Origin of the sequence: Streptomyces antibioticus (assembly GCF_002019855.1) — a bacterium.
Classification (GTDB): Bacteria; Actinomycetota; Actinomycetes; order Streptomycetales; family Streptomycetaceae; genus Streptomyces; species Streptomyces antibioticus_B.
This window is the reverse complement of the sequence record NZ_CM007717.1, coordinates 8021710-8046633: the sequence shown is the minus strand read 5'-3', so window position 1 is coordinate 8046633 and position 24924 is coordinate 8021710. Positions and strand designations below refer to the sequence as shown.

Here is a 24924-nt window from a genome sequence, read left to right as displayed (position 1 = left end):
CTTCAAACGGATCTTGCCCAGAGCAGGAGTGACGCGAGACTGACCGCTGCCTCGTACGAGGTGGCGGTCTTGTCGTACCTGGTGGCGATGCCGCGGAAGCCCTTGAGACGGTTGAAACAGCGCTCGACGACGTTGCGTCGGCGGTAGATCTGCCGGTCGAACGCCGGTGGCCGACCGCCGCGGCGACCGCGGTTGCGGCGGTGTCGCTGCTGATCGTTCTTCTCTGGGATGGTGCACGCGATGCCGCGATTACGCAGGTAGGAACGTAAGCCTCGGGAGCTGTAGGCCTTGTCGGCGACGACCTGGTCGGGTCTGCAGCGCGGGCGGCCGAGGCCGGTGCGCGGGACCCGGATCCGTTCCAGGAGGGGACGTGCGCAGACGCTGTCGTGGCGTTCACCTGGGGTGAGCAGGACGGCGAGGGGACGGCCGCGGCCGTCGCAGGCGAGGTGGATCTTGGTGGTCAGTCCTCCTCGGGATCGTCCGAGGGCGTGATCGTCCGGTTCGTCCTGCCGATGCCGCCCCCTTTTCGGCCGGTGGCGGCGGCGTGCTGGTGGGCGCGGACGATGGTGGAGTCGATCTGGACGAGCCAGTCGATGTCGCCGGCGGCGTCCGCGCGGGCCTGGATCTGCTGGAGAGCCCGGGTGAACACGCCGTCCAGGGCGTAGCGGCGGAAACGGGTGTAGACCGTCTTCCACGGCCCGTAGCGTTCCGGCAGGTCACGCCAGGAGACCCCGGTCCGGATCTTATAGACCATCCCGTTGATGACCTGCCGGTCCTCCACGCGGGGCCGCCCCGTCGCAGCCCGCGGTATGAGGGGAGCAAGCAACTCCCACTCCTGGTCCGTGAGTTCATGACGACGTACCACGACACCATGATCCACCACCCGGATGATCTTTGAAGACGGACCCTAGTTCCCCGGCCGACCGACAGCGAGTGTGTTGCCGTTCCCCTACAACACCTTGTAGGTCACGTGTGTGACCTGGCTCGCTCGTCGTGATGTCGTCTGTTCGAGGTTCAGGGGTGGTACGCCGTCGAAGAGGTGGGTGCCGGTGGCGAGGGTGAACGGGACGATGTGCAGGCGGAGTTCGTCGATCAGGCCGGCCGTGAGGTACTGGTTGACGGTGGTCGCGCCGCCGAGGACGGAGATCTCGCCGTCGCCCGCGGCCTCGCGTGCCTGGGCCAGTGCCGAGGTGATTCCGTCGGTGACGAAGGTGAACGTCGTGCCGCCGGCCATCGGCTGGGGCTCGCGTGCGTGGTGGGTGAGGACGAACACCGATGCGTGGAAGGGCGGTTCGTCACCCCACCAGCCGTTCCACGGCCGGTCCCACGCGCCGCGGACCGGGCCGAACATGTTGCGCCCCATGATGAACGCCGAGGCGGCGGTCATCCGTTCGATCTCGGCTCTGTTCTCCTCGGGCGTGTCGAACATCCAGGCATGGAACCTGCCGCCCGAGCCGTCACCGCCGTCGTTCCCGAACGGCCGCTCCTCCGTCTGGTCGGGCCCGGCCGAGCAGCCGTCGAGCGAGATCGTGATGTCGCAGATCACCTTGCCGGTCGGTGTCGTCACAGCACTCTCTCCTTCGCCGGCGGGCCGTGGAGTCCAGCATGACGTGCCCGGCTCTCCGACACGGGGCCACCACGCGCGCGGGCGGTCCCCGTCACCGTCCTGGCAGGATGACCTCATGGAACGTGTGCTTGGTATCGGCGGCTACTTCCTGCGGTCCACCGACCCCGTGACCCTGAGTGCGTGGTACCGCGACTGTCTGGGGCTGGACGCCGACGACAACGGGCTCTGGAACCAGCCGGCCGGGCCCACCGTGTTCGCTACGTTCGAGGCCGACACCGACTACTTCGGCACCCGTACGCAGCAGACGATGCTCAACTTCCGGGTCCGCGACCTGGACGCGATACTCGCGCAACTGCGCGCCAAGGGCGCCGACGTGGCCGAGGAGATCCAGGACATGGACGGCGTCGGCCGCTTCGGCTGGGTCACCGATCCCGAGGGCAACCGCGTCGAACTGTGGCAGCCCGCCTGATCCGTCCCCACCTCGGCAGTGATAGAAAAATCCCTGGTCACGCCTGATTGACCTGATCGAAGGGATCACCTCATGCCTGCTCGTCGCATCGTCGTCATAGGTGGCGGCGTCATGGGTTCCGCGGCGGCGTGGCGGCTGGCCGCGCGCGGGGGTGAGGTCACGCTGCTGGAGCGGTTCCGGCCCGGGCACGACCGGGGCAGCTCGTACGGCACGTCGCGGATCTTCCGGCTGGCGTACGCGGATCCGTTCTACGTCGATCTGGCCGTGCGGTCGCTGCCGTTGTGGCGGCGGCTGGAGGAGGAGACCGGGCGGCAGGTGCTGTCGCTGACCGGTGCCGTCGATCACGGCCCGGCCGCGGTCACCGACGCCCTGTTCGAGACGCTGACCGCGGCCGGGCGACCCGTCGAGCGGATGGTTCCGGACCAGGTGGCCGAGCGGTGGCCGGGGCTGCGTGCCGACACGGGCGCGGTGTTCCATCCGGAGGCGGGGCGGCTGCACGCCGATGACGCCGTCGCCGCGTTCCAGCAGGCGGCGCGGGCCCATGGCGCCGAGGTCCGGCACGGTGTCCGTGTGACCGGGGTGCGGGTGCTCGACAGCGGCGGTGTGCGCGTAGTGGCCGAGGCCGGCGAGGAGTGGACGGCGGACGCGGTCGTCGTCGCCGTCGGCGGCTGGACCCCGGCCCTGCTCGGCGACGGCGCGTCTGCTCCGGTCAGCGGGCTGCCGGCGCTGCGCGTCACGCAGGAGCAGCCCGCCCACTTCCCCGCCGCGGACCCCCTGTCCTGGCCCAGCTTCATCCATCACCCGGGCGCCGCGCTGCCCGCGACCGGCCGGTCGACGGACGGTGTCTACGGGCTCGGCAGCACCGACGGCGTGAAGGCCGGCTTCCACGGGATCGGCCCGGTCGTCGACCCCGATCACCGCGACCGCACACCGGACGCCGCGACCCTGGACGCGCTCGCCGCGTACGCCGAGCGCTGGCTGCCCGGCGTCGACCCCACCGCGCCCGACCCGCTGACCTGCCTCTACACCACCACCGTCGACCACGACTTCCTCGTCGACCGGCAGGGTCCGGTCACCGTGCTCGGCGGCTGCTCGGGCCACGCGTTCAAGTTCGCCTCCGTGCTCGGCGAACTGGCCGCCTCCCTCGTGCACGGCGAGCCCGGCCCGTCCCGCTTCGCCCTCGGTCCTCGCCCACGCCCACGCCCCGCCGTCTGACCGGACGACGGCACGACCCTCTCAGCCGCGCCGCCGCGCCCCCGGTCCCGGGCGGGCGGACACGTCCCGCGGGGAGTAGGCGACGTCACCCGGACGGGCGCACACCACTTCCGCACGCCATGTGGCCCGCACTCAGCCCTTCCCGGGTACCGGCATCGGATGTGTGGCCGGTTGCCGACCGACGGCATGCACACCGATTGCGAGAACCAGCAAGCGATCGTCACTCCCATGGGAGAGCTGACGATCGGTCACCTGCTCAACCCTCGAACACCTGGGCCACGCACAGGCCGTCGCGGGCTGCAGAGCCGTAGAGCCGCCAGAGGGCATCCAGGGTCTCATGCAGGTCCTCCAGATAGCCCACGGGGATACCGCCGCGGATGATCCCGCTGAGCACATCCGGGGCATTGCGCATCACCTCGTCGACGTCCACGGAAGCGATGAAGTCTGCCACGCCGACGACTTCCTGAGGCGACAGAACGGTACATACGGTGCCAACGCCGTCGTCTCCCAGAACCGTCTCCCCAGATACCGCGGACAGCGCGCCTTCGCCGGCGCCCGCCCTCTCCAGCAGTCGTTCCACCACATTCGCGTCCTCGCCGAGGTCGCACAGGTCGTCCGACTCGTCGTCTTCCAAGGCTCGCCAACGGGACAACACCTGCTCGAGACCGCCATGCACCTCATGCCGAGGGAGAGCGAACAGGGACACATTCATTGTTGTTCATCGCCTTTCACTCGATTTGAAGTCAGTAGGCTAGCAGAGGACCAGCAAGCCCCGGGAAGAGAGACGAGGAATCAGAGGAACCTCCGAACGGGCTTCTGGACCAGTCGTGATTCTCCACGTTATTGTGCCACCACTCCTGGGACCGTTCTTTCCATTGCGAGTACCAGGGCTTTTCCTCAGTCACAGGAGCACGATTCGGCGGAGGGTTGGGGTTTCGGTTCTTGTCGTCCTTGATGTTCGATTTCCTGTACGCGATGACGCCATCACTCTGCACCGACGGAAAGGCATCCACCCACTCACCGGTCTTGAAGAGATTCGGTCCCTTCATCGGCGTCATCTTGAAACCGACTTTGACCTTGAGTTCCTTAGTTTTCGGATCGGCCGCGAGCTGCTTCCTGAGGCTGCTCACATAGTCTTTGACCTCTTGTTCACCTGCAATTTCTGCCGCGCCTCCGAAATGCTTCACATCCCACACATACACCGTGTCCTCCGTCCAGTAGAGAAGGTCGGCCCAGCCCCCCTTCTTCTTCCCTGGCACATTCCTGATGTAGTTCTCGGAGTCGCGGTACCCCCTGGTCTGCTGCAGATCAACGGTCACCTTGCCCTTCCCCTTGGGCTGCAAGAGACGCAACCACGTCATATACATGATGATCGCCGTGTCGTGCGCCTTCGTATACTTTTCCTTGATGATTTCGGCGCGACGCCTCTTCTTCTGCTCCTCCTGCTGCTTCGCATGCATGGACTCGGCCTTGACAAGGTCCATGAGGCCCGTGGGGTCGCTACGTGACACCGGGCTGTTGTGGCTGTAGGCATAGCCGTTCATCTGAAGCGGATCGGCGATGTCGACCACAGGGTCCGCGGAGAGAAAACGTCCCGAGTCCTGGTCGTATTCGCGCGCGCCAATGTGTGTCAGTCCGGTGGCCGCGTCGTCAACACCGACGCCAAGATAGCCACGCTTGTTGGGCCACGTCGTCGGCTTGGGGCCGCGGAGCTCACCGTACGGTTTGTACGCACGGCGGGTCACCGGTTGGCTGCCGGACAGTTCCACCGAGGTGGTGGCAGTACCCAGGTGGTCGGCCAGGAGGACGTTGAGCTTGTGACCCGTGGCGGCGCCGTTGCTCGCGGTGCGCGTCACGGTCGGGGCACCGCTCTGACTGTAGGCGCGCGAGGCTCGGGTGACCTTGCCCGCCGAGTCAGTGGTGACCTCGGTCTCGCCCAGATAGAGCGTCGATCCTGCCGACGAATGCTCGAGGATGCGGCTTCCGTCGGCGTCGTAGACGTACGTCGTCTTGTTGCCGTCGTCTGTGATCGTGTCGAGCTTGTTCTCTGATGTCCACGTCAAGCTCTGCGTTGTGTCGTACAGATCGCGGACTTCGGTGTTGCCCACCGCGTCGTAGGAGTAGCTGCTGCCCCTGCCGGGAGGATTGGTGCTGACCCACTGGAGAGTGTGCGGCTGATGTGTGGTGTAGCTGTACTTGTAGGCGACGTCCTTGGTCGCGTCCGCGAGGTCATGCTCTGTCATGGTGGCGCGGTTGCCGAGCCAGTCGAAGGTGAACGACTGGCGATAGGCAGTGGCTCCGGTGGACACCGTGGCCGCTTGGGGAGCGGCAGCGGCCAGACTCGACGTCAGCGCACTGTCCGGGGAGGTGACATCGGTCGCTGCATCCGGAGCGTCAGCGACCGGGCCTGATGAGGTCTCGAAGTCGGTGCGGTAGCCCCAGGAGCTACCGTCCGTGGACGTGCAGCCAGTGCCGGCGCCGTCGGGAGCCGCCTTCGAGGTCCAGGCGTTGACGAGCTCGCCCATCGCATCATAGGTGAAACACTGGTTGTCCCACGTCGCCCCGGAAGCGTCCGAGAGGCGACGGGCCTCGGAGGTGATCACCCCTGCGGCGTCGTACGAGTAGTAGCTGTCCGTCAGGCGATGCGGGCCCGCCGTCTCACGGTCGGCGATGGTGCGTTGCAGTCGGCCCGTCCGAGGGTCGACGAAGTTCGTCGTCCAGACTCGCTGGGGTTGCGAACCGGAGACCGTCCGCAGGACCTCGCCATAGGGCGAATAGGTGACGTCCGCCGTGTACCAGGACTGTCCGGACGTGGACTCCGCCAGGCCGTCACCGTTGTAGCGGGTAATGACCCTTTCCTTCGCAAGACCACCGATCGCGGGCATCGTGACCGACAGCGGCTGCCCGGTGACGGGGGTGTACGTGTACGTGTATGCGTATGTCCCCGCGAGCCCCGTGGTCATCGAGTTGGCCGGGATCACCGTCTCACGGCCCGTGGGCCGGTACCCGGCGTCGTACCCGGTGACCCGGTTGATGTAGTCGCCGTCGGCGGTGTGCCGCTTCGACTCCGCCGGCTGGCCGAGCCCACCGGGCAGCGAGTCGTAGGTGAACTCCTTGACGGGCGTGGCAGTCTCGGATCCCTCACGGATCGCGCTGAGCCTGCCGAGGACGTCGTACTGGGTATAGGTGGTCCGGCCTTCGGCGTCGGTCACCTTGTTCGGCCGGTCCGCCTCGTCGTACCAGGTGTTGGTCCTGCCGGTGTCGGGGTCGTTGACGGAGGTGACGCGGGCGCGCGCGTCGTACGTGTATGTCCAGGTGTTTCCGGCCGCATCGATGACTTCGGAACGGTTGCCGCGGACGTCGTAGTGGTAGGTCGTCGTACGGCCCGTCGTCGACGCGGCACCGCTCTGCGCGTAGTGCTTCAACGAGGTGACACGGCCCAAGGCGTCGGTGTACGTCCGGGTCCGGGGTGCGGTGGAACCGGCCGGGTTGACATAGACGCTGGTGTCGCTGTAGGCCGTCTCGGTCGCGTACCGGTAGTCGCCGTCCAGATAGGTCGACAGACGCACCTGACGTTCCAGACCGTCGTAACGCGTCTTCGTCCAGCTGGGTATCAGCGACTTCGACTTCGGAGCGAAGATTTCGGCCGCAGGCTCGCCCTTGGCGAGATAGCCGCCGGTCTGCTCATCGACCAGACCGTGGTCGTTGTAGGTCGTGTCCTTGACAATACGCCCTGGCCCGTGCGCGTCCTCCTGTGTCTGGACCTGGCGCATCAAACCGTCGTAGATGGTCACCTGGCGCGCGTAGGTGCCGTCGCCCTTCAGCGTCCTGGCAGTGACGGCTGCCGGGCGGGTCTGCTCGCTGGTGGCGATCGCCTCCTGATAGGAGAACTGGACATCCGGGTCCCCCTCGCCGGCACGAGCCGCCGACCAGCCCTTGACCAGACGTCCCAGCGCGTCGTACTCGGTGCGCGTGACCTTGCCATTGGGGTCGGTGACCGTCAACGGCAGGTCTCGCCCCGGATCGAACGTCGTCCTGGTGACATGCCCCATGGCGTTGATCGTTCTGGTGGCGGTCACCGGACCGCCCGTCGCCGGGGTGTACTGGATCTCGGTCGTGCCCTCACCGGGCTTGCTGTGAGTACGCAGTCGGCCCAGCTCGTCGTAAGTGCTCTCGGTCACGACCGAGTACGAGGTGCCGGCACCGTTGATCTCGGCCACCGAGGTGAGTTGCCCCTGCGCGGGGGTTGCTCCGTAGGCCAGCCTGTCGTAGGTGTTGCGTACCGCCTGCTTCAACTCGGTAGCTGGGTCCGCCGATCCGTACCCAGCGCAGGAGGTGGCTGTCGTCCGCCGTTCCTTCGGGAGTCCGATCAGCCAGTCCGAGGTGTTGTGCACGTACAAGGTCTTGGTGCACGTCTGGTCGGAGAGGGCCTCGCCCCCGTCTCCATTGGGCTTGACCACCGCCGTCTCGACCTGCACGGGCAGACCGTAGGTGTCGTCGGGAGTGGTCAGCGTGCGGACGGCCCGCCAGCTGGTGTCGACTGTCTGTATCTCGTCCGTGCGCTTGGTCCCGACACGGTGTGCCAACAGCGGTTCGATGTCCGTGCCGGCCTCCGACTCGCGGGGGCGGGAAGCCGTCTGCTGCGACCACGGGTAGGTGAGTGTTCGCGACTGCACCCGCTTGTCCGAGTCGAGATAGGTGATCGATTCGGCTGTCATGCCCGCATACTGCGGCGCATCCTCCGTGACCAGCGTGTACTTACCTGTACTGTCCTTGACCTCGCCGCCCACGCCCTGGAAGTAGCGCGTCTCGGAGTACGACTGGGACTGCGGGTCGCCCTGCTGAGAGGTGGACTTGCTGCCCTTGGTCACCCCCACTTGACGGTATCCACGCCAGTCACTGTATGTGCGCAGGGCAGGGCGGGTGAACTCGTCGTCGGTCTTGGCCCAGGCAGGACCCGTGTAGGAGTAGGAGGTGTGAACAGGCTTGCCGTGGGATGTGACCTTGTCGGTCTCGGTGACGGAGGCCACGACGTATTTGTTGAACCACGCCTTCGCCGGCGTTTTCTCGTCCCCGTCCGGCGACCAGCGCACCGGGTAGCAGGTGCCGTTGCTCCTGCCCTTGTCCTCGGCGGGCTCACTCGCGCAACCACCGGTGTACTCGACTTCTATGTCACCCCCGTACTCGGTCGCGACGGTGCCGATGCGGGGACGAGTGAAGCCCGGTCGCTGGTCGTTCGGGCCGCTGCCGACGAGGTTGGGCAGCTGGCGGTCCTTGAGGCGGGCGCGCAGTGGTGAGGCGGACCCGACTGTGTACTGGGCAAAGCTCACACCGTCCTTCGACTGAAGCAGACCGGTGGAGTCGCCGGGTGCGAAGCCCCTACGCGTGATCGAGTTCAGCCAGAGGCCGGGAGAGGTGTCGTACCAGTCCTCGGGGAAGGACTGATGCAGCGCATACGTGTCGACGCTGCCGAGGCCGCTCTGCCCGGGGCGGGCCGCCTTCGTCGTCACGGTGTCCAGGCGGACCTGGGTCCAGAAGGACGGGAAGGCGGGGCACAACTTGGACGTGGACTCGCAGTTGAGGTTGCCCGGGGTGTCCCACCATGGACGGTACGCACCCGGGTCATCGGTCTTCGCGAAGTTCGCGGCGGCGCAGATCGTGGCCGACTTCAGGCAACGCTGTGCAACCCCGAACTCGATGGTGGCGGACGGACTGGTCAGGTCGGAAGCACGCATGCCGTACTCGATCGAGGACGGGTAGGCGTAGCGGTCGTACTGTTCGGGGGACTTGAACTTCTTCTTGACCGCGTAGTAGTTCGTCTCCTGCTTCCAGTTGACGATCATCGCGTTGTCGTGCACGTCCACGACCTTGTCCATGCCCCAGCGCCACGCCTGCTTCTTCCCAGCGCCGCAGCGTGAGTCGGCGAAGGTGTCGGCGTGGCACGGCTCCTCGGGGTGGTTACCGAAAACAGGGACGGTGGAGACGGAGTGAGTATCGGCGTGGCCGCCGCCCACCTCGTTGAGGCCGAAGAAGTACCGCGTGCCGTCGGTGGTGGTGACGACCCAGTACTCGCCGTTGTTGTCGGCGTTGCCGCCCCCGGACTTCAGCTCGACGCGTGTGCCGTCGTCCTGCTGTGGCCGGTAGGTGTTGGTCGCGCCGACCCGCACCAGTTCGGTGCTCCTGCCGCCCAGCGACATCACCGCGTTGTACGACACCCAGCACAGGTCGGACGTCTTGTCCTTCTTGGCCGTGTTGTTGGGCGTTCCGGAGTTCAGGCTTTTGCGATCGTCCTGGCAAGGGCGATAGCGCCGCTCGATATGGCCGGGGTCGTAGTCCCAGCCCTCACCGATCCAAGAGGCTTGCGGTGAGGATACGGCGGTACGCCCGTCCACTGTCTGGGAGTTGTAGGAGAAAGCGACGGTGGGGGACGGCCCGGCCGGCGGGGTCGGAACGGCCAGCGGATAGGACCATGTGAAGGCTCCCGAGGATCCACCAGCCTCCCACTTGCCGTCGGAAGAGAGGGGGGTGGCCTTGAACGACCCTCCCGCGCCACCCCCGGAGTCGACCGCGCCGATGACGGCGGTGTCGCCGGACGTGGTCACGGGTGTGGCCGTATCGCGATATGCAGCCTGCACCATCGAGGGAAGGCCGGACGACGCTGACTTGTCGGCGGCGACCGGCGTGACCGTGCCGTCAGCGGCGGTGTCGACCGTGGCGGTGATCGACTGGGCCTCGGAGTCGTTGGTGGTCTCCAACTCCTCGTATGCCTGGCATGCCTCGTCGTCCGGGGTGGTGAGGTAGCACTCGGGGAATTGCACGAAGCGGAGTCGGGAGGCCCAGTCCGCGCCGTAGAGGTTCTTGAACTCGGCGTAGTCGAGCTCGACGGATATGGGGACGGAGCCGGTCGCGGGAGCCTGAACGGTGATGACTGCGCCGTCGACGCCTTCTGACACGGTGGCGGTACGGGCAGCCACGGACACCTGCCAGGTGCCGTTGGGTGCGGGCTGACCGGGTGCCTGCCCAAGGCTCACGGGCAGAGCGCCGACCGGGGTAAGGCCGATCTCCCGGACGTCTGCGGCACCGCGGACGAGGGCCGTCTCCCTGTTGGCGGTTGCCCTCGTGGCGGTGGCCGTTTCTGTGGCCGTGCCGAAACTGACCGTGCCGGTCTCCGCGGTGGGCGCTGTCGCCGTGCCCGCCGGTGGCTGCTCCTGGTCGGCGGGCACCTCGACCTTGAGGCTTTCCAAGTCCCGTTCGAAGGTCTCGCCCGTGACCGGCGTCTCCTTCTCCAGGGTCTCCAGTTCCAGTGTTTCGCGGCCCTGTTCGGCAGCTGTGGGGTCGGGCGGCAGTGCCAAGGACTGGACGGGCAGCAGCCCCACCAGCAGGGCAGCGCCGACCATGGGCACGACGACACGGCCCAGACGGCGGCGGCGGGCAGACGAAAAGCGACCGAACACGGCGAGGTCCCCCCGGACCACTTGTGGCGGGACCGGGAACGGACCACGCGTGATGGCGTATCAGATGGCGAAGATTCTGCGACGACAGCGTGAACACGCGCCAGAGCGGACCATGCCATGTGATCATCATCACGTATCGTAATCGGCCGTAGCCCTGCGTGTCGGACTAAGTCGACTCTGCTCATCTTCCGGAAATCCCTGGGCCTTTCGGTTCGTCCGGCAGCAATCCACTGATCACCTATCAGATCCATGCCATCAGGCGACCGTTAAGGTCGTCACCGACCGTTTCGCCCCTCGGGGTGTGGTCACCCACCGACTGCGGTCAGGCCACGCGAAGCACCACATGCGCTACGACGACACGCCCGCTTCCGCTTTCGCCCCGTCGGTGCACAGGGTGACGAAGGCCTTCACATGGGTCATCATCAGCTGGCCCTGCCATGCCCTGACCGGATCGGGAAGATCCGCGCCGGGGAGCCGATGTCTCATGGCCCGGCTTCACCATTCCGGCCGCGCCCGCCCCGCGCGCCGGCTCCAAGGGGGAAGGGACCTCGTCCGATGACGCGTACCCGGCGCCGGATGCCTGGCCGCCGCACCAGCGCGGTGGTGCTCACCGCGGCCGTGCTGGTGGGCGGCCTCGCCTACACCGGTTTCCAGTTGGAAAGCCCGAAGGGCGCCGGCAGCCACCCCGACCGACGGCCCGGGCCCCTCTCCGAGGCAGCGGCAGTGGAGACGGCCGCGCGGACCGGCAAGCCGGTCGAGGTCACCGCCCTGCGTACTGCGCGCTCCACCACCTGGGCCCGCCCCGACGGCAGCATGGCCAAGAAGCTGTACTCCTCCCCCGTACGGGCCAAGGTCGGCAGCGAGTGGAAGGACATCGACTACCGCCTGCACCGGACAGCGGAGGGCTGGGAACCGCAGGCCACCAACACCCGGGTGGTGTTCTCACCCGGTTCCCGGGCTGCGGGACGCACATCCCGAAGCTCCGTGCACCGGATGCCCCTGGTCAAGGGCGCCACGAATGGGGACGGCACCGACACGGCGCTTGCCACCCTGCACATCGACGACTACGAGCTCCAACTGACCTGGCCCGGCACCGTCCCCGCCCCGATCATCGACGGCTCCCGCGCCCTGTACCCCGAGATCCTCCCGGGCGCCGACCTGGTCCTCACCGCCGACGACGACGGGTTCGCCCAACTGGTCGTCCTGAAGAACCGGCAGGCCGCCTCCGACGCCCGTGTCCGGCAACTGTCGTACGGCATCACGTCGGAGGACCTGACCTTCCGGCTCGACCCGGTGTCCCACGTCCTCATGGCTGAAAACGCCTACGGCAACGAGGTCGCGACCTCGCCCACTCCACTGATGTGGGACAGCAGCGGCCTCCCGGCGGTCACCGACAGCACAGTCGGCGCCACCGCCCAGCCGACCGAGGCAGAGTCACCGATCCCCACGGACGAGGGCGCAACGCCGGAGGACAGCGCCAGCCCCAGCGAGGACACGCCAGCCGAGTCGGACGAGCAGAGCGACACCAGCCCCGAAACCCTCCCGTCGGCCACCGATGGTCCCGAACCTACGGTGTCCGAGTCCCCCTTGCCGCCTGCGCCACCCGAGCCGACCCCCGCGCCCTCGCAGAGCGGATCGGCGGCCACGCTCAGTCTGCCCTCCATCGACGGCCCGTCCCCCGACTCCCGCGGCGATCTGGTCGAGGTCGGCCTGTCCGGGGCGAACTGGGTCTTCACACCCGACCCGAACTTTCTCACCGACCCTGCGACCACGTACCCGGTCTTCATCGACCCCTCGGTGAAGAAGCACACGCAGAACTGGACCACCGCTTACAGCAGGCACCCCAACGCCTCCTTCTACAACGGTAAAGGCTTCAACAAAGGCGGTACGCACGAGGCTCGGGTCGGCTTCGAGTCCGACACCTGGGGAACTTCGCGCTCATTCTTCAACATCGATTTCGACAAGGACCTCAAGGGCACGAAGATCACCAGCGCGAAGCTGCGCGTCCTGGAGACATATGCGTGGTCGTGCAGTTCCCGCTCGATGACGGTTCACCTGACCGGCGCCATCAACTCCCACACCAACTGGAAGAACGCCCCGAAGCTGCACAACGGCAACAAGTACGCGACCAAGAGTTTCGCCCACGGATACAAGTCGGGCTGCCGGGATGCCTACGAGACCTTCGATGTGAAGAAGGCCGCCCAGCTCCGCGCCGACCAAGGGAAAGACAGCATCACCTTCGGCATGCGGGCGTCCGACGAGCACAGCCAGTACGCGTGGAAGAAGTTCCAGGCCGACGGTGACAATGCGCCTGTCCTTGAGCTGGTCTATAACCGCCGGCCGACCATCGACCCCAAGGCACTCGACCTTGGCCCCGACGCAAAGTGCACCACCACCGAGCCGTACGTCCGCATGGGGTCGGGCAACCTGACCTTCACCGCCCGCGCATCCGACAAGGACAAAAACCTCGACTTCTTCGATTTCGACCTGTGGCCCACAGGCAAGTGGGACAACACGGGTGACCTGCTGGGGTCCACGGGCAAGGTTTCCACGGGCAGTGACACGGACACCGCGCTGCGCACCACCACAGGCTTCTCCACGAGCAAACTGAGCAACGGGACCCTGTACTCCTGGCGGGTCCAAGCACGCGACGATGCTGGCTCCACCTCCGGATTTGCGCCGGCGAAGACACCGTGCCGTTTCGTCCTGGACACCAGTGCGCCCAAGCCGCCCAAGGTCAGTTCCACCGACTTTCCCAACGCCGACGGCGACGAGAACGGCTTCGGCAACGACGCCGAGGACGCCAACTGGAGCGCCAAGAAGTTCGGAACCCCCGGCTCGTTCACCGTGCGGGCCCTCAATACCGATGTCGTCCGGTATGAGTACGGGTTCAACTCCGCCAGTTACCCCTTCTCGCTCGCTCGCACATCCGGTACCGCCACCACAGTGACCGCGACGCTCGCGAACGCGAAGCCGCCCACCGCGGGGCCGAACGTCCTGTACGTCCGTACCGTGGACGCGGCCGGCAACGTCTCGCAGCCGACGAAGTACTTCTTCTACGTCTCGCCACGCGACCAAGCCGACGCGCCGGGCGACTTCACCGGCGACAAGCTCGCCGACCTCATGGTCGTCACGGAGGGCGGGAACCTGGCGCTCTACCCCTCGCAGGCCACCAACGACCTCGCCAAGGGCAGCGGCGACCTGGACTACTCCATGTCCGGCGCCTACCGCGCCAATCCCGACAAGGACCCCAACGGCGACGACCTGCCGCCCTTCGTCGCCGCCCCTTCCGGGCACTTCAAGGGTGCCCTGATCACCCACAACGGCGACATCTACGGCGGAGACGGCCTCCAAGATCTCGTCGTGCGCGTCGGCGGCAAGTTGTGGGTCTACCCGGGCGACGGCTACGGCGCCGTGAACGTCGACAAGCGCCGCGAGATACTCCTGCCCGACAATGCACCGAAGCCCGCCGACCTCAGCCAGATCGTGGCGGCCGGCGACATCACCGGAGACGGACGAACCGACTTCTTCGCCACCTCCGGCGACGCACTGTGGGCCTTCACCGGCTACCACGGAGCCACCGTCGACCAGGCCGTACGACTGTCCGCCTCAGCCTGGACCGAACGCGACATCGTCACCGTTCAGGACATCAGCGGTGACGGCGTCAGTGATCTCGTCTACCGCACCGACGTCTCCGCAAGATTGCTGCTGCGTAAGGGCATTGCGGCTTCCGGCGGCGGAGTGACACTCACCTCGCTTGCCTCCGCGGCCAACTCCTCGGGCGGCGTCGACATCGAGTACGGAGCCGCGGGCTGGGGCAGCGCCAGTATCCCGCACCTCATCGGGACGCCCGACGTCAACGGGGACTCCGTGCCCGACATCTGGACCGTGCGCTCCGACGGAGCGGTGCGCTTCTACGCGGGCAGTAAGACGGCACTGTCAGGATCTGGTGCCGAGATCATCGCTCCGGCGAGCTACTGGAAGACCCGTATCGCCATCGGCTGAGCCCTACACTCCGCGACGCCCAAGGCCACGGTCCCGCCCCCTATGGGCGGGACCCGCTCTCGCCCATGGTTCACCGCCTCGCTTGAGGAGACGCTGAAGGGCGCGATCCCCTGGTCACGAGGTCGAGGGCGGCTACGCGGATGTCGCAGTTGACAGACGCGCGAATGCGGGCGTCCGCGCTGGCGCCGCAGCAACCCGACCACCGCCGGGCCCCCGTTCCCGGGAGCCCGGCAGCTCGGTGGCGTGGGTCAGGCCGCGTTCAGGGTCCACTTCTGGTTCGCCCCGCCCGTGCACGTCCAGATCTGGGCGGGCGTGCCGTCCGCCGAGTTGTTGCCGGTGACGTCCAGGCACTTGTTCGCGCCGGTGTTGACGACGTCGTGCGTGCCGGCGTTGTACGACCACTGCTGGGCCGCGGTGCCGTTGCAGGTGTAGAGCTGCACGCGCGCCCCGTCGGCCGCCGAACCGCCGCTCACGTCGAGGCACTTGCCGAGCGCCCTCACCGTGCCGTCGGCTCCCACGGTCCAGCGCTGGGCGGTGGTGCCGTTGCAGCCGTAGAGCTGTACGGCGGTGCCGTCGGCGGTGGCACCGCCCGCGACGTCCAGGCACTTGCCGGCCAGACCGGTGAGGGTGCCCGTGGTGCCGCCGCCCGGGTTGCCCGACGGGGTGCCGGACCAGGTGAAGGTCGCCGTCGTCCGGGCGGGCAGGGTGTAGACGAGGGACTGGCTGCCCCAGTCCACACGCACCGACCGGGCCGAGGTGGAGCCGTTGTGGGCGATCAGCGCCTTGGAGCCGTCCGGGTTGCGCCAGGCGACGTTGGGCACCGAGGAACTGGCGGTGGAGGCGATCCGGTAGGCGCCCGGCCTGACGAACTTGGTGAGATGGCCTGTGGTGTAGTACTCGACGGTGTAGTCGACCTGCCCGGCGCGCGGGCCGCCTTCCTGGACGGTGATCAGGCCGGTGCAGGTGCCGCAGCCGCCGTTGTGCGGGCCCATGTCCTGGTTCAGGGCGAGGCTCCATTTGACCAGGCTGCTGCTCCAGTTGCGGGCGTAGGTGACGATGTCGGCCAGGTCCTCGTTGTGCTGGTTGGTGATCCAGGTCCCGCCGGAGTGCTCGGTGCTGAACTGCCGTACGGTCGGGTACTGATTGTGGACCTGGGTGCCCACGGCCGGATCGCCGAAGTAGCCGTGCCACGCGATGCCGCCGAAGAGCGGGTCGTTGCGCACACCGGCGTCGGCCAGGATGGCGGCACCGAAGTTCGCGTAGTCACCGTAGTTCCAGTCGTGGATCAGGACCTTGGTGTCGATGCCGGCGGCCCGGAAGGCCGGGTAGACATGGTTCTTGGTGAACTCGACCAGGCCGGACGGATTCCAGCTCATCCCCGGGTAGTTCATGGCGGTGGGGTTGCCCGCCTGACAGCAGTTGGGCTCGTTCTGCACCGACAGATAGTCGACGTGCACTCCGGCGGCCTGGTAGCTCTGGACGTACTTGACCAGGTACTGGGCGTACAGCGGGTAGTACTCCCACTTCAGCCAACCCATCTGGTCCATACGGCCGTTGTCCTTCATCCAGCCGGGCGCGCTCCACGGCACGCCCTTCACGCGCAGGGCCGGGTTGAGCTGCTTGGCCTGGACGGTCAGCAGGCGCACATTGGCGTCGTAGCCGTTCGCGCCGAAGTCGCTCAGCGTGCAACAGGTGTCGTCCAGCGAGACGTTGCCGGGCCGGGACAGGTCCGAGGCGCCGATGGGGTTCCGGACGAACGACAGCCCGATGCCGTCGGCGGGCGAGAACAGCTTGCGCATGACGGTGTCGCGGGTGGCGGCGCTGATGGCTCCGCCGCGCAGCAGATGGGCGGTGGTGTCGGTGATGGAGGCGCCGCCGCCCTCGAACTGCTGGTAGGTCGTGCCCTCGTCGACGGTGATGGTCTGGTCGGCGCCGCCGCCCGCGGAACCGAAGTTCACGGCCGTCTGCTGGGCGAGACCGCGGGTGACGTTGCGACCCGCCGCGTCGGACGTCGTGGTCAGCCAGACGTCGACCCGTTCACCCGCCGCGGCGGCCCGGGGTGTCAGACCGGGGCCGACGCTCAGCGCCAGCACGAGCAGCAGGACGGCGGCCACGGTGGCGGGCAGCCGGCCGGACGAGGGGGTTCCGCGCCGGGGCGGGAGTCTGTGCGGCAGAGTCATGACGAGACCTCTCGTGGGGGGGGCCGTCGCCTTCAGGGCTTGAATGCACGCCACAACGGTCCGGACGGCTCCGGACGTCCGGGCGCACGCCTGAGAGGGCACGGTGAGGGGCAGGTGTGCGGCTCAGCGACACCTCGGTGACTTATCTCAAGGCGTGATTCAACTAATAAGACATGCACTCGTCAATACTGTGCGTCCACATCTCCAAGCTTTGCCGCGCCCCTTGACAACTCCCCCTACAGGTTCCGGCAGCAGTGCCGTTCCGACTCCGCGCCGGAGATCCTGGGGATGCGCAGCCGGTGCATCAGATCGCGGGTGAGACGGGTGTCGAGCGTGGTGCGCCAGGTGACCTCGGGGTACCGGGCCCGCAGATGCGACAGCGCCCGGGTGCCCAACCCGCAGCCCAGGAAGGGTTCTTCGAGCACGACGTCCGTGATGACGCCCTCGGCGCACCGGTCGCACGCGTGATACGTCACGCGCCCGACGACCTTGCGGATGTGCACCAGCAGCAGACACTCCTCGCCCGGGCCGTCCGGTGAGGAGGACGGCAGCAGTTCGACGCCGCGGTAGGCCAGCAGCCTGCGGTGCCACCGGCCCCCGCGCCCGCCGCCGCGCCGGTGCCTTCCCCCGGACCGGCCGGTCGGCCGCCGTGGTGAGACGTCCGCCCGGCGCCCGGGCCGGCCGTGCGTGTCCGTCGTGGCATACGTCTGGTTTCCGTGCATGCGGTCGCGGGTGCCCAGGCCCGCGGACACCATGCGGGATCCGTGATCGTCCGATCCGATGGCGGCAGGTTGCCCGGGACAGGCATACAACCCCCCGCCACCGGGCACCAGAGGGACACAGCTCGGGACAAGTGCCCTCCCCCCGGCCACCCGAGCGCATGTCGGCCCCACCCCCGTCCCCCCGGGCAGTGGGGCCGACGCATGCCGTGCGCCACCTGTTCACGCGTCCGCGACGGGGGCGGGCCCCAACTCCCGTACCGCGCGCGCCAGGGCGTCCAGGACCCGGTCCGTGTCCGTCTCCGTCGTACGCCAGTTGCTGAACGCGGCGCGCAGCGCGGGCGTTCCGTGCAGGACCGTGGGCGTGAGGAACGCCTCGCCCGAGTCGGCGACCGCCCGCGCCAGAGCGCCCAGCCGCTCGGGGGTCGCGCCCTCGGTGAGGGTGAGGCAGACGACGTTCAGCCGCACCGGCGCCAGGAGCCGCAGCCCCGGGACGGCCGCGACACCCTCGCCCAGCCGCCGGGCCAGCGCGACACAGCGCCCGACGATCTCCGCGTGGCCCTCACGGCCGTAGGCGGTGAGCGAGAACCAGGTGGCGAGGGCGCGCAGCCGCCGGGAGTTCTCCGGGGTCAGATGGAGGAAGTCGGGGGTGCCGGTGGGCAGGCCGAGATACGGCGACTCGTTGTGGAAGACCCGCACCTGGAGGTCCTGGCGGCGGGTGAACTGGACGGCGGCGTCGTAGGGGACGTTCAGCCATTTGTGCAGGTCCACACAGATCGAGTCGGCGGCGTCGAGGCCGTCGACCAGAGCGGCGTGGGCCGGTGAGAGCGCGGCGAACGCGCCGAAGGCGGCGTCCACATGGAGCCAGAAGTCGTACCGCTCCTTGAGGGCGGCGATCGCCCGCAGGTCGTCGAAGTCGACCGTGTTCACCGTCCCGGCGTTGGCGACCACGACGGCGGGATGCCCGTCGAGCACGTCGAGGGCCTCGGCGAGCCGGGACACGTCCACGGCCTCGCGGTCACCGCCCAGCAGGGGGACGGGGCGCAGCCGGTCGCGGCCGATGCCGAGGACGGACAGGGCCTTGGTGATGCTGGAGTGCGGGCTGCCGGACAGCACATGGACGGGGCCGAGAGCGGCCGCTCCTTCGCGGGAGACGGACACGCCCTGCCGTTCGCCGAGCCACTCCCGGGCCACGGCCAGGCCCACGGTGTTGGACATCGTCGCGCCGCTGACGAAGGCGCCCCGGTGCGCCTCGCCCAGGCCGAACAGTTCCCGCAGCCAGCCCAGCGTCTCGCGCTCCAGGGCGTCGGCGCCGGAACCGCCGCCGCTGGAGCCGTTCTGGTCGTAGACGCCGGTGAGCCAGTCGCCGGTGAGGGCCGCGGGGGTGCTGCCGCCGGTGACGAATCCGAGGTAGCGCGGGCCCGCCGAACCGGAGAAGCCGGGCTCCCACTGCCGGGCGAAGCGTTCCAGAGCGCCCTGTGCGCCGACCCCGGCCGCCGGGAGCGGGCCGGGGTCGGGGGCGGGTACGGCGGCGGAGACCGGTCGCTCCCCGATGCCGGCGAGCGCACGGGTCGCGAAGTCACGGGCGGAGGCCAGGAGTTCCGGGAGTCGGTCGAGGTCGGCGCGGAGCGTGGGGTGCATGTCCGCAGCGTAGGCGGGCGGTCCGGGCGGACGCGGGAGCCAATCCGGAGGAAGTGGACCGGAATCCCAGACGAGGAGCACGGCGGGCGGCCACGGGGTGCGCCGTGGCCGCCCGCCGGGGTTCAGGGCTTGGCGGTGTACGTCACTCCGGTCAGGTTCTGGGCCGCGGCGCCCCACACCTGGTCGTGGAGGGAGGAGTCGACGCCGAGGGTGTGGAGCAGCCAGGCGGTCGTGATGCCGTAGGTCAGGCGGAGCTGGGTGGCCCGGGTGACGGTTCCGCTGTCGCAGCCGATGCCGGAGCTGTCCTCGAAGCCGCAGTGGAACCCGCCGGTGATGACGCGCAGTTGGCTGGCGGACTGCTTGGCGTCGTACATCTTGCGCTGGTGGTCGGCGACTTTGGCGATGGTGTCGGAGCTGCCGCCGACATACTGGACGGGGATGGTCAGCGAACCGGAGGCGGTGACGGCCGAGGGGTTGGTCTCGGCGGCCGCGAGGGTGGAGACGGTGGCGACGGCCGGGTTGCGGCCCGCCGCGACCAGGGCCGCTCCCCCGCCCATCGAGTGGCCCGAGAGGGCGAGCCGGTCGGTGCTGACCGCGCCCGCGAAGCGTGAACCGGCGGTGCCGTTCTGGGTGGTGAGCCAGGTGAGCGCCGCGTTCAGGTCGTCGGCGAAGGCGGTGTGGCTGGGGAAGAGACCGCCCTGGGACTTGGGCGCGACGGTGATGACGCCCCAGGACGCGTAGTGCCTGAGGAGGCTCTCGTACTGGCCGATGCCCTGGAAGAAGCCGTGTCCGAAGGCGAGGCCGGGGTGGGTGCCGGTGGCGACCGGCGCGTTCGCCCCGGCCGTCGTGCCCGGGTACCAGACGCGTGCGCTGTAGGAGCGGCCCGAGGCGGAGACGGTGAGGTCGGTGTAGGCGACGGGGAACGACCCGGTGGTGAAGGGGTCCGTCGCCCGCACGGCGGGGGCGGCCTGTGCGGCGGGTGCGAGGGTAAGGGCGGCTGCCGCGGTCAGCAGCAGCGCGGTCAAGGAGCGCAGGAGCGTACGGAACACGAGATCACCTTTTCTGTGGGGAGGAAACAGTGATGTCTGAGCCGCTCGCGGTCGAACTCGGCGGAGGCGTAAGGCCGTTGGCGTGTCGGCCGTGGCGCGTTCAGCCGCCGAAGCGCAGGGTGAAGTCGCGCAGGGTGAGACTGATCAGCGGGGGCCGGCCGCCGAGTGCGGCGAGCGGGCTGCCGGCCGGTGCCGTCCATTCGGCGCGTGCCCGTCGCAGCTCGGCGCGGCTGCGCACCGGGCTGGTCCTGATCCGGCCGTCGAGGCTCTGCGCCACCTTGTAGGCCAGCGGCCAGCGCCCGGGCAGGCGTCCCCGCTCGGTGCAGCGGCCGGTCGCGAGCACCTCTTGCCCGGTCCGGGCGGTGAAGGACGCGCCGTCGTCCGTTCGCTCCGCGTCGAAGGCCGCCATCTCCTTGGGGATGCCCCACAGGGCACGGCCGCCCGCCATGGACGCCTCGCTGTCGACCCAGATGTCGGTGACGCAGACCCGGGGCCGGGCGCCGTCCCGCACCAGGACCGCCCGCAGCAGTTCGGTGTAGTGCAGGACGCTGTCGTTCTCGTAGACGACCCAGGCGGCGCCGACCAGTCCTCGGCCCGCGACGGTCAGGGGGCGCAGGCCGGGTGTGACGGGGGGAATCGCGGCACGTCGTACGGCCCACAGGGACAGGTACATCTGTCCGGCCAGGTGCCAGGGCTCGTCCGGGTAGGCGGTCATACCGCGTCCGTTCCGTGGGGTGGGGGGAGGCGCAGGGCGGCGGGGGCGGTGGCCGCGACGGCGGGGCGGCGCGGCGGGACGGGTGCGACGGGGCGGTACGGGAGTCCGGGTGCGGGGCGGGGGTCGGTCTCCCCCAGGTTGGGCCACAGGGCGGTCGCCCGCTCGGCGAGGGCGGTGATGGTGAGCGAGGGGTTGACGCCGAGGTTGGCGGAGACGGTGGAGCCGTCGATCACGTGCAGCCCCGGGTGGCCGTGGAGGCGGTGGTAGGGGTCGACGACTCCGGTGTCGGGGGTCTCGCCCATCGTGCAGCCGCCGATCAGGTGTCCGGTGGTCGGTACGTCGAAGAGGTCGGCCCAGGTGCCGCACGCCTGTCCGTCGATGCGGGCGGCGGCCGTGCGGGCGGCGCGGTGTCCCGCGGGGATCCAGGTCGGGTTGGGCGCGCCCTCGCCGGGCCGGCTGGTGAGGCGGCGGCGGCCGGTCGGGCCGCGTCGCAGGTAGGTGGTGACCGAGTTGTCCACCGTCTGCATGACCAGCAGCACCACGGTCTGCTGCGACCAGCGGCGCGGACTGTGGACGGCGGGCAGACGGCGGGCGCCGCGCGCCATGGCGGCGAGTCCCACGAGGAGGCGGGATCGTCCCGGCACCGGGTCGACGAGCATCGCGCCGAGCAGGGCGAGGAGGTTGCTGCCGCGGCCGTAGCGCACCGGCTCGACGTGCGTGGTGTCGTCCAGGTGGACGGAGGAGGTGATGGCGACGCCGCGGGAGTAGTCCGCGTCGCGTTCCCGGGCGCGGACTCCGAGGATGGCCTCCGAGTTGGTGCGGGTCAGCAGGCCGAGCCGGGGTGAGATTCCGGCGAGCGAACCGTCGTCCTTCAGGGTGTGCAGCAGCCGTTGGGTGCCCAGGGCGCCGGCCGCGAAGATCACGTGCCGTGCGGTGAGGGTCCGCCGCCGTCGGCCGGGGACGGCGCCGGTGTGGACCGAGGTGACGGCCCAGCCGTCGCCCGCGCGGCGGACGCCTGTCACGGTGCGGCGTTCCATGACGTGTGCTCCGGCGCGTTCGGCCAGGCCGAGGTAGTTCTTGGGCAGGGTGTTCTTGGCGTTGTGACGGCAACCGGTCATGCAGGCGCCGCAGTTGACGCAGGTGGTGCGGTCCGGTCCGGCGCCGCCGAAGTACGGGTCGGGTACGGAGGTGCCGGGTTCGGCGCCGGGCGGGCCGAAGTGGACGGCGACGGGGGTGGGTCGGAAGGTGTCTTCGCGGCCGAGGTCGCGTGCGGTGTCCCTCAGCAGCAGGTCGGCCTCGGTGAACAGCGGGTTGGGGGTGACGCCGAGCATCCGGCGTGCCTGGGCGAAGTAGGGGGCCAGTTCGCGGCGCCAGTCGGTGAGGGCCGCCCAGCGCGAGCCCTCGTAGAACGCGTCCGGGGGTTCGTAGAGGGTGTTGGCGTAGCCAAGCGATCCGCCGCCGACGCCGGCGCCGCTGAGCACGAGGATGTCGCCGAGCAGGGAGGCGCGCAGGATGCCGGTGCAACCGAGGCGGGGTGCGAAGAGGTACCTGCGCACCCGCCAGGACGTGCGCGGGAAGTCGGCGTCGGCGAAGCGCCGGCCGGCTTCCAGGACGCCGACGCGGTAGCCCTTCTCGGTGAGCCGGAGGGCGCTGACGCTGCCGCCGAAGCCGGAGCCGATGACGAGGACGTCGTAGTCGTGCGGGTCCTGGGCGGGGGTCATCGGTCGTCTCTCGCTCTGAAGTCGGCGAGCAGCGGGGTGATGAGACGTTCGAGGTTCTCGCGGCGCACCTGGGGGTGGACGCCGGTGAGCGGAAGGGGGCCGTCGAGGCCGGGGACGTGCGGGACGAGCGCGAGGTGGGGCAGCAGGACGAGGAGGTGCGAGAGGAGGGCGTCCAGGTCGGCGTCCTTCCTCAAGTCCCGTGCCGCGACGGCGCGTTCGAGGAGGGGGCGGAGGCCGGCCTGGTACAGGGCGTCCACGGGGGCGCGGACCGCGTCCCGGACCGCGGGGTCCATCTCCATGTTGGTGGCGGCGGTGACCCCGCGCTCCAGAGGGTGTCCGGCGAAGTAGTCGAGCCAGGCTTCCAGGGCGTCGACGAGATGGGTGGCGAAGTCCGTGCTCCCGTCGTAGCCGTCGAGCCAGCGCCGCATCCGGGCGTAGATGCGCAGCGAGGTCTGTTCGGCGACGTAGGTGAAGAGGTCGAGCTTGCCGGAGAAGTACTGGAAGAGGGAGCCCTTGGCGACGCCGGCCTCGCGGGCGATGACGTTCAGGCTGCCCGTGGAGTAGCCGTGGGTGCCGAACTCGTCCATCGCGGCGACCAGGACGCGCTCGCGGCGGGCCGGCGACAGCCTGGTCCAGGTGGGCGTGGGCATGGACACTCCTCCGTATGACCGGACGGTCATGTGACCGCCCGGTCATGGTGGGGGCGGCGGGTGCGGGAAGTCAACGGCCTTGCGACAGAAGGCTGTTGAGGGGCTCGGTGCCACGCCGCGCCCGTTGACAGGAGGCGACGGATACGCCCAGCCTGTGACCGGCCCCCGATATGACCGGGTGGTCATGAGGAGGTCGGCATGCAGAAGGTGTGTGTGATCGGGGCCGGTTCTTCCGGGATCACCGCGTGTCAGGTCCTGGCGGAGCGGGGCATCGCCTACGACTGCTTCGAGCTGGGCTCGGACGTGGGCGGCAACTGGCGCTACCTGAACGACAACGGGCAGTCGTCGGCGTACCGCTCGCTGCACATCAACACGTCCCGGCAGATCATGCAGTACGCCAGTTTCCCCATGTCGGACGCGTATCCGGTCTACCCGGGGCACGCGCATATCGCGCGCTACTTCGACGCGTTCGTGGAGCACTTCGGGCTGCGGCCGTCGATCCGCTTCCGCACCGAGGTGACCGAGGTCGTCCAGGACGGGGACGGGTGGGTGGTGACGTCACGCCATCGCGACACGCACGAGGAGGAGCGGGGGGTGTACGACGCCGTACTCGTCGCCAACGGCCACCACTGGAAGCCCCGTTGGCCCCGGCCGGGCATCCCGGGGTCGTCGGATTTCGTGGGCGCCCAACTCCACTCGCACGACTACCGCACACCCGAACCGTTGGCCGACCGGCGGGTGTTGGTGGTGGGCATCGGCAACTCGGCGTGCGACATCGCCGTGGAGACCTCGCGCGTCTCCCGGCGGACGTATCTCGCGATGCGCCGGGGCGCGCACATCGTGCCCAAGCATCTGTTCGGCGTCCCCACCGATCACCTCACGCACTCCTGGCTGGCCAGGGCGCCCCTCGCGGTCCAGGACCGCGGCCTCCACCTCCTGCTCCGCCTGAGCCGCGGCCGGCTGGCGGACTACGGCCTGCCCACTCCCGCCCACCGCGTTCTGGCCGCCCACCCGACGATCTCCGACGACCTGCTGTCCCGGCTCGCGCACGGCGACATCACGGTAAAGCCCGCGCCGAACAAGGCGGATGAGGGTCATGTCTTCTTCGAGGACGGCAGCGTGGAGGAGATCGACACGATCATCTACTGCACGGGGTACGACATCTCGTTCCCCTTCCTGGCGGACGGCGTGCTCGGCCTCCGGGACAACAACCCGGCCCTCTACCGCCGGGTCGCCGCACCCGACCGCCCCGGCCTGTACTTCATCGGCCTCGTCCAGCCCCTCGGCGCCATCATGCCCCTGGCGGAGGCCCAGTCCCACTGGGTCGCCGACCTGCTCCAGGGCCACTGCACCCTCCCCGACCGCGAGCACATGCACGCCGAGATCCACACCTACCGCACCCGAACGGCCCGCCGTTACGTGGCGTCCACCCGCCACACCATCCAGGTGGATGCCCAGGCGTATCTGCGGGAGCTGAGGAGGGAGCGGAGGCGGGGGGCGGTGCGGGGGCGGGGCGCGGTGCGGGGTGGCCTGCGGTGA

At 69.1% G+C, this 24924-nt stretch carries 16 protein-coding genes; 4 read left to right on the top strand and 12 right to left on the bottom strand.

Going from position 1 to position 24924, the window contains the following annotated elements:
* Positions 1-2: 2 nt before the first annotated feature.
* Both AFM16_RS36280 and AFM16_RS36275 read right to left on the bottom strand, forming a co-directional pair.
* Positions 3-865, bottom strand: a protein-coding gene (locus tag AFM16_RS36280) for an IS5 family transposase (protein WP_107419222.1) whose coding sequence is annotated in 2 segments (ribosomal slippage) — positions 3-506 and positions 509-865 — 861 coding nt in all. Because the reading frame shifts where the segments join, the coding sequence is not laid out codon by codon here.
* Positions 866-949: 84 nt separating this feature from the next.
* A complete protein-coding gene (locus AFM16_RS36275; protein ID WP_209313239.1) occupies positions 950-1567 on the bottom strand; it encodes a dihydrofolate reductase family protein in 618 nt (205 codons plus the stop codon).
* Positions 1568-1682: 115 nt separating this feature from the next.
* On the opposite strand from AFM16_RS36275, the gene AFM16_RS36270 reads away from it, so the two are divergent.
* Both AFM16_RS36270 and AFM16_RS36265 read left to right on the top strand, forming a co-directional pair.
* Positions 1683-2036 carry a VOC family protein gene (locus AFM16_RS36270; protein WP_030782324.1) on the top strand — a complete coding sequence of 118 codons (354 nt, stop codon included), beginning with the start codon at positions 1683-1685 and terminating at the stop codon, positions 2034-2036.
* Between the two features lie 72 nt (positions 2037-2108).
* Complete coding sequence (locus AFM16_RS36265; protein ID WP_030782327.1) at positions 2109-3251, top strand: FAD-dependent oxidoreductase; 1143 nt, start codon at positions 2109-2111, stop codon at positions 3249-3251.
* Positions 3252-3507: 256 nt separating this feature from the next.
* On the opposite strand, the gene AFM16_RS36260 is transcribed toward AFM16_RS36265, so the two are convergent.
* The 3 genes from AFM16_RS36260 to AFM16_RS39620 form a co-directional block, all read right to left on the bottom strand.
* The gene (locus AFM16_RS36260; RefSeq protein ID WP_167797321.1) at positions 3508-3957 is read right to left on the bottom strand and encodes a DUF1877 family protein; all 450 of its coding nucleotides are present in this window, start codon (positions 3955-3957) and stop codon (positions 3508-3510) included.
* Between the two features lie 37 nt (positions 3958-3994).
* Entirely contained in the window at positions 3995-10648 is a 6654-nt protein-coding gene (locus AFM16_RS36255; RefSeq protein ID WP_078636521.1) for an RHS repeat domain-containing protein, read from the bottom strand.
* A 405-nt stretch (positions 10649-11053) separates the two neighbouring features.
* Positions 11054-11191, bottom strand: a complete 138-nt coding sequence (locus AFM16_RS39620) for a hypothetical protein (RefSeq protein WP_167797320.1) — start codon at positions 11189-11191, stop codon at positions 11054-11056.
* 69 nt (positions 11192-11260) lie between these two features.
* On the opposite strand from AFM16_RS39620, the gene AFM16_RS36250 reads away from it, so the two are divergent.
* On the top strand, positions 11261-14710 hold the full coding sequence (locus AFM16_RS36250) for a DNRLRE domain-containing protein (protein ID WP_078636520.1): 3450 nt from the start codon (positions 11261-11263) through the stop codon (positions 14708-14710).
* 248 nt (positions 14711-14958) lie between these two features.
* On the opposite strand, the gene AFM16_RS36245 is transcribed toward AFM16_RS36250, so the two are convergent.
* From AFM16_RS36245 to AFM16_RS36215, 7 genes are all read right to left on the bottom strand, one after another.
* Complete coding sequence (locus AFM16_RS36245; protein ID WP_078636519.1) at positions 14959-16890, bottom strand: lectin; 1932 nt, start codon at positions 16888-16890, stop codon at positions 14959-14961.
* Positions 16891-17126: 236 nt separating this feature from the next.
* On the bottom strand, positions 17127-17645 hold the full coding sequence (locus AFM16_RS40325) for a hypothetical protein (RefSeq protein ID WP_245177894.1): 519 nt from the start codon (positions 17643-17645) through the stop codon (positions 17127-17129).
* A gap of 186 nt (positions 17646-17831) precedes the next feature.
* On the bottom strand, positions 17832-19250 hold the full coding sequence (locus AFM16_RS36235; protein ID WP_078636518.1) for a pyridoxal phosphate-dependent decarboxylase family protein: 1419 nt from the start codon (positions 19248-19250) through the stop codon (positions 17832-17834).
* A gap of 122 nt (positions 19251-19372) precedes the next feature.
* The gene (locus tag AFM16_RS36230) at positions 19373-20299 is read right to left on the bottom strand and encodes a poly(ethylene terephthalate) hydrolase family protein (RefSeq protein WP_030782344.1); all 927 of its coding nucleotides are present in this window, start codon (positions 20297-20299) and stop codon (positions 19373-19375) included.
* A 100-nt stretch (positions 20300-20399) separates the two neighbouring features.
* Entirely contained in the window at positions 20400-21014 is a 615-nt protein-coding gene (locus tag AFM16_RS36225) for an acetoacetate decarboxylase family protein (protein ID WP_030782347.1), read from the bottom strand.
* Complete coding sequence (locus AFM16_RS36220) at positions 21011-22735, bottom strand: GMC oxidoreductase (protein WP_078636517.1); 1725 nt, start codon at positions 22733-22735, stop codon at positions 21011-21013. Before AFM16_RS36220 ends, AFM16_RS36225 begins: the two co-directional genes overlap by 4 nt.
* Entirely contained in the window at positions 22732-23385 is a 654-nt protein-coding gene (locus AFM16_RS36215) for a TetR/AcrR family transcriptional regulator (RefSeq protein WP_030782353.1), read from the bottom strand. Before AFM16_RS36215 ends, AFM16_RS36220 begins: the two co-directional genes overlap by 4 nt.
* 198 nt (positions 23386-23583) lie before the next feature.
* On the opposite strand from AFM16_RS36215, the gene AFM16_RS36210 reads away from it, so the two are divergent.
* A complete protein-coding gene (locus AFM16_RS36210; protein ID WP_078636516.1) occupies positions 23584-24924 on the top strand; it encodes an NAD(P)-binding domain-containing protein in 1341 nt (446 codons plus the stop codon).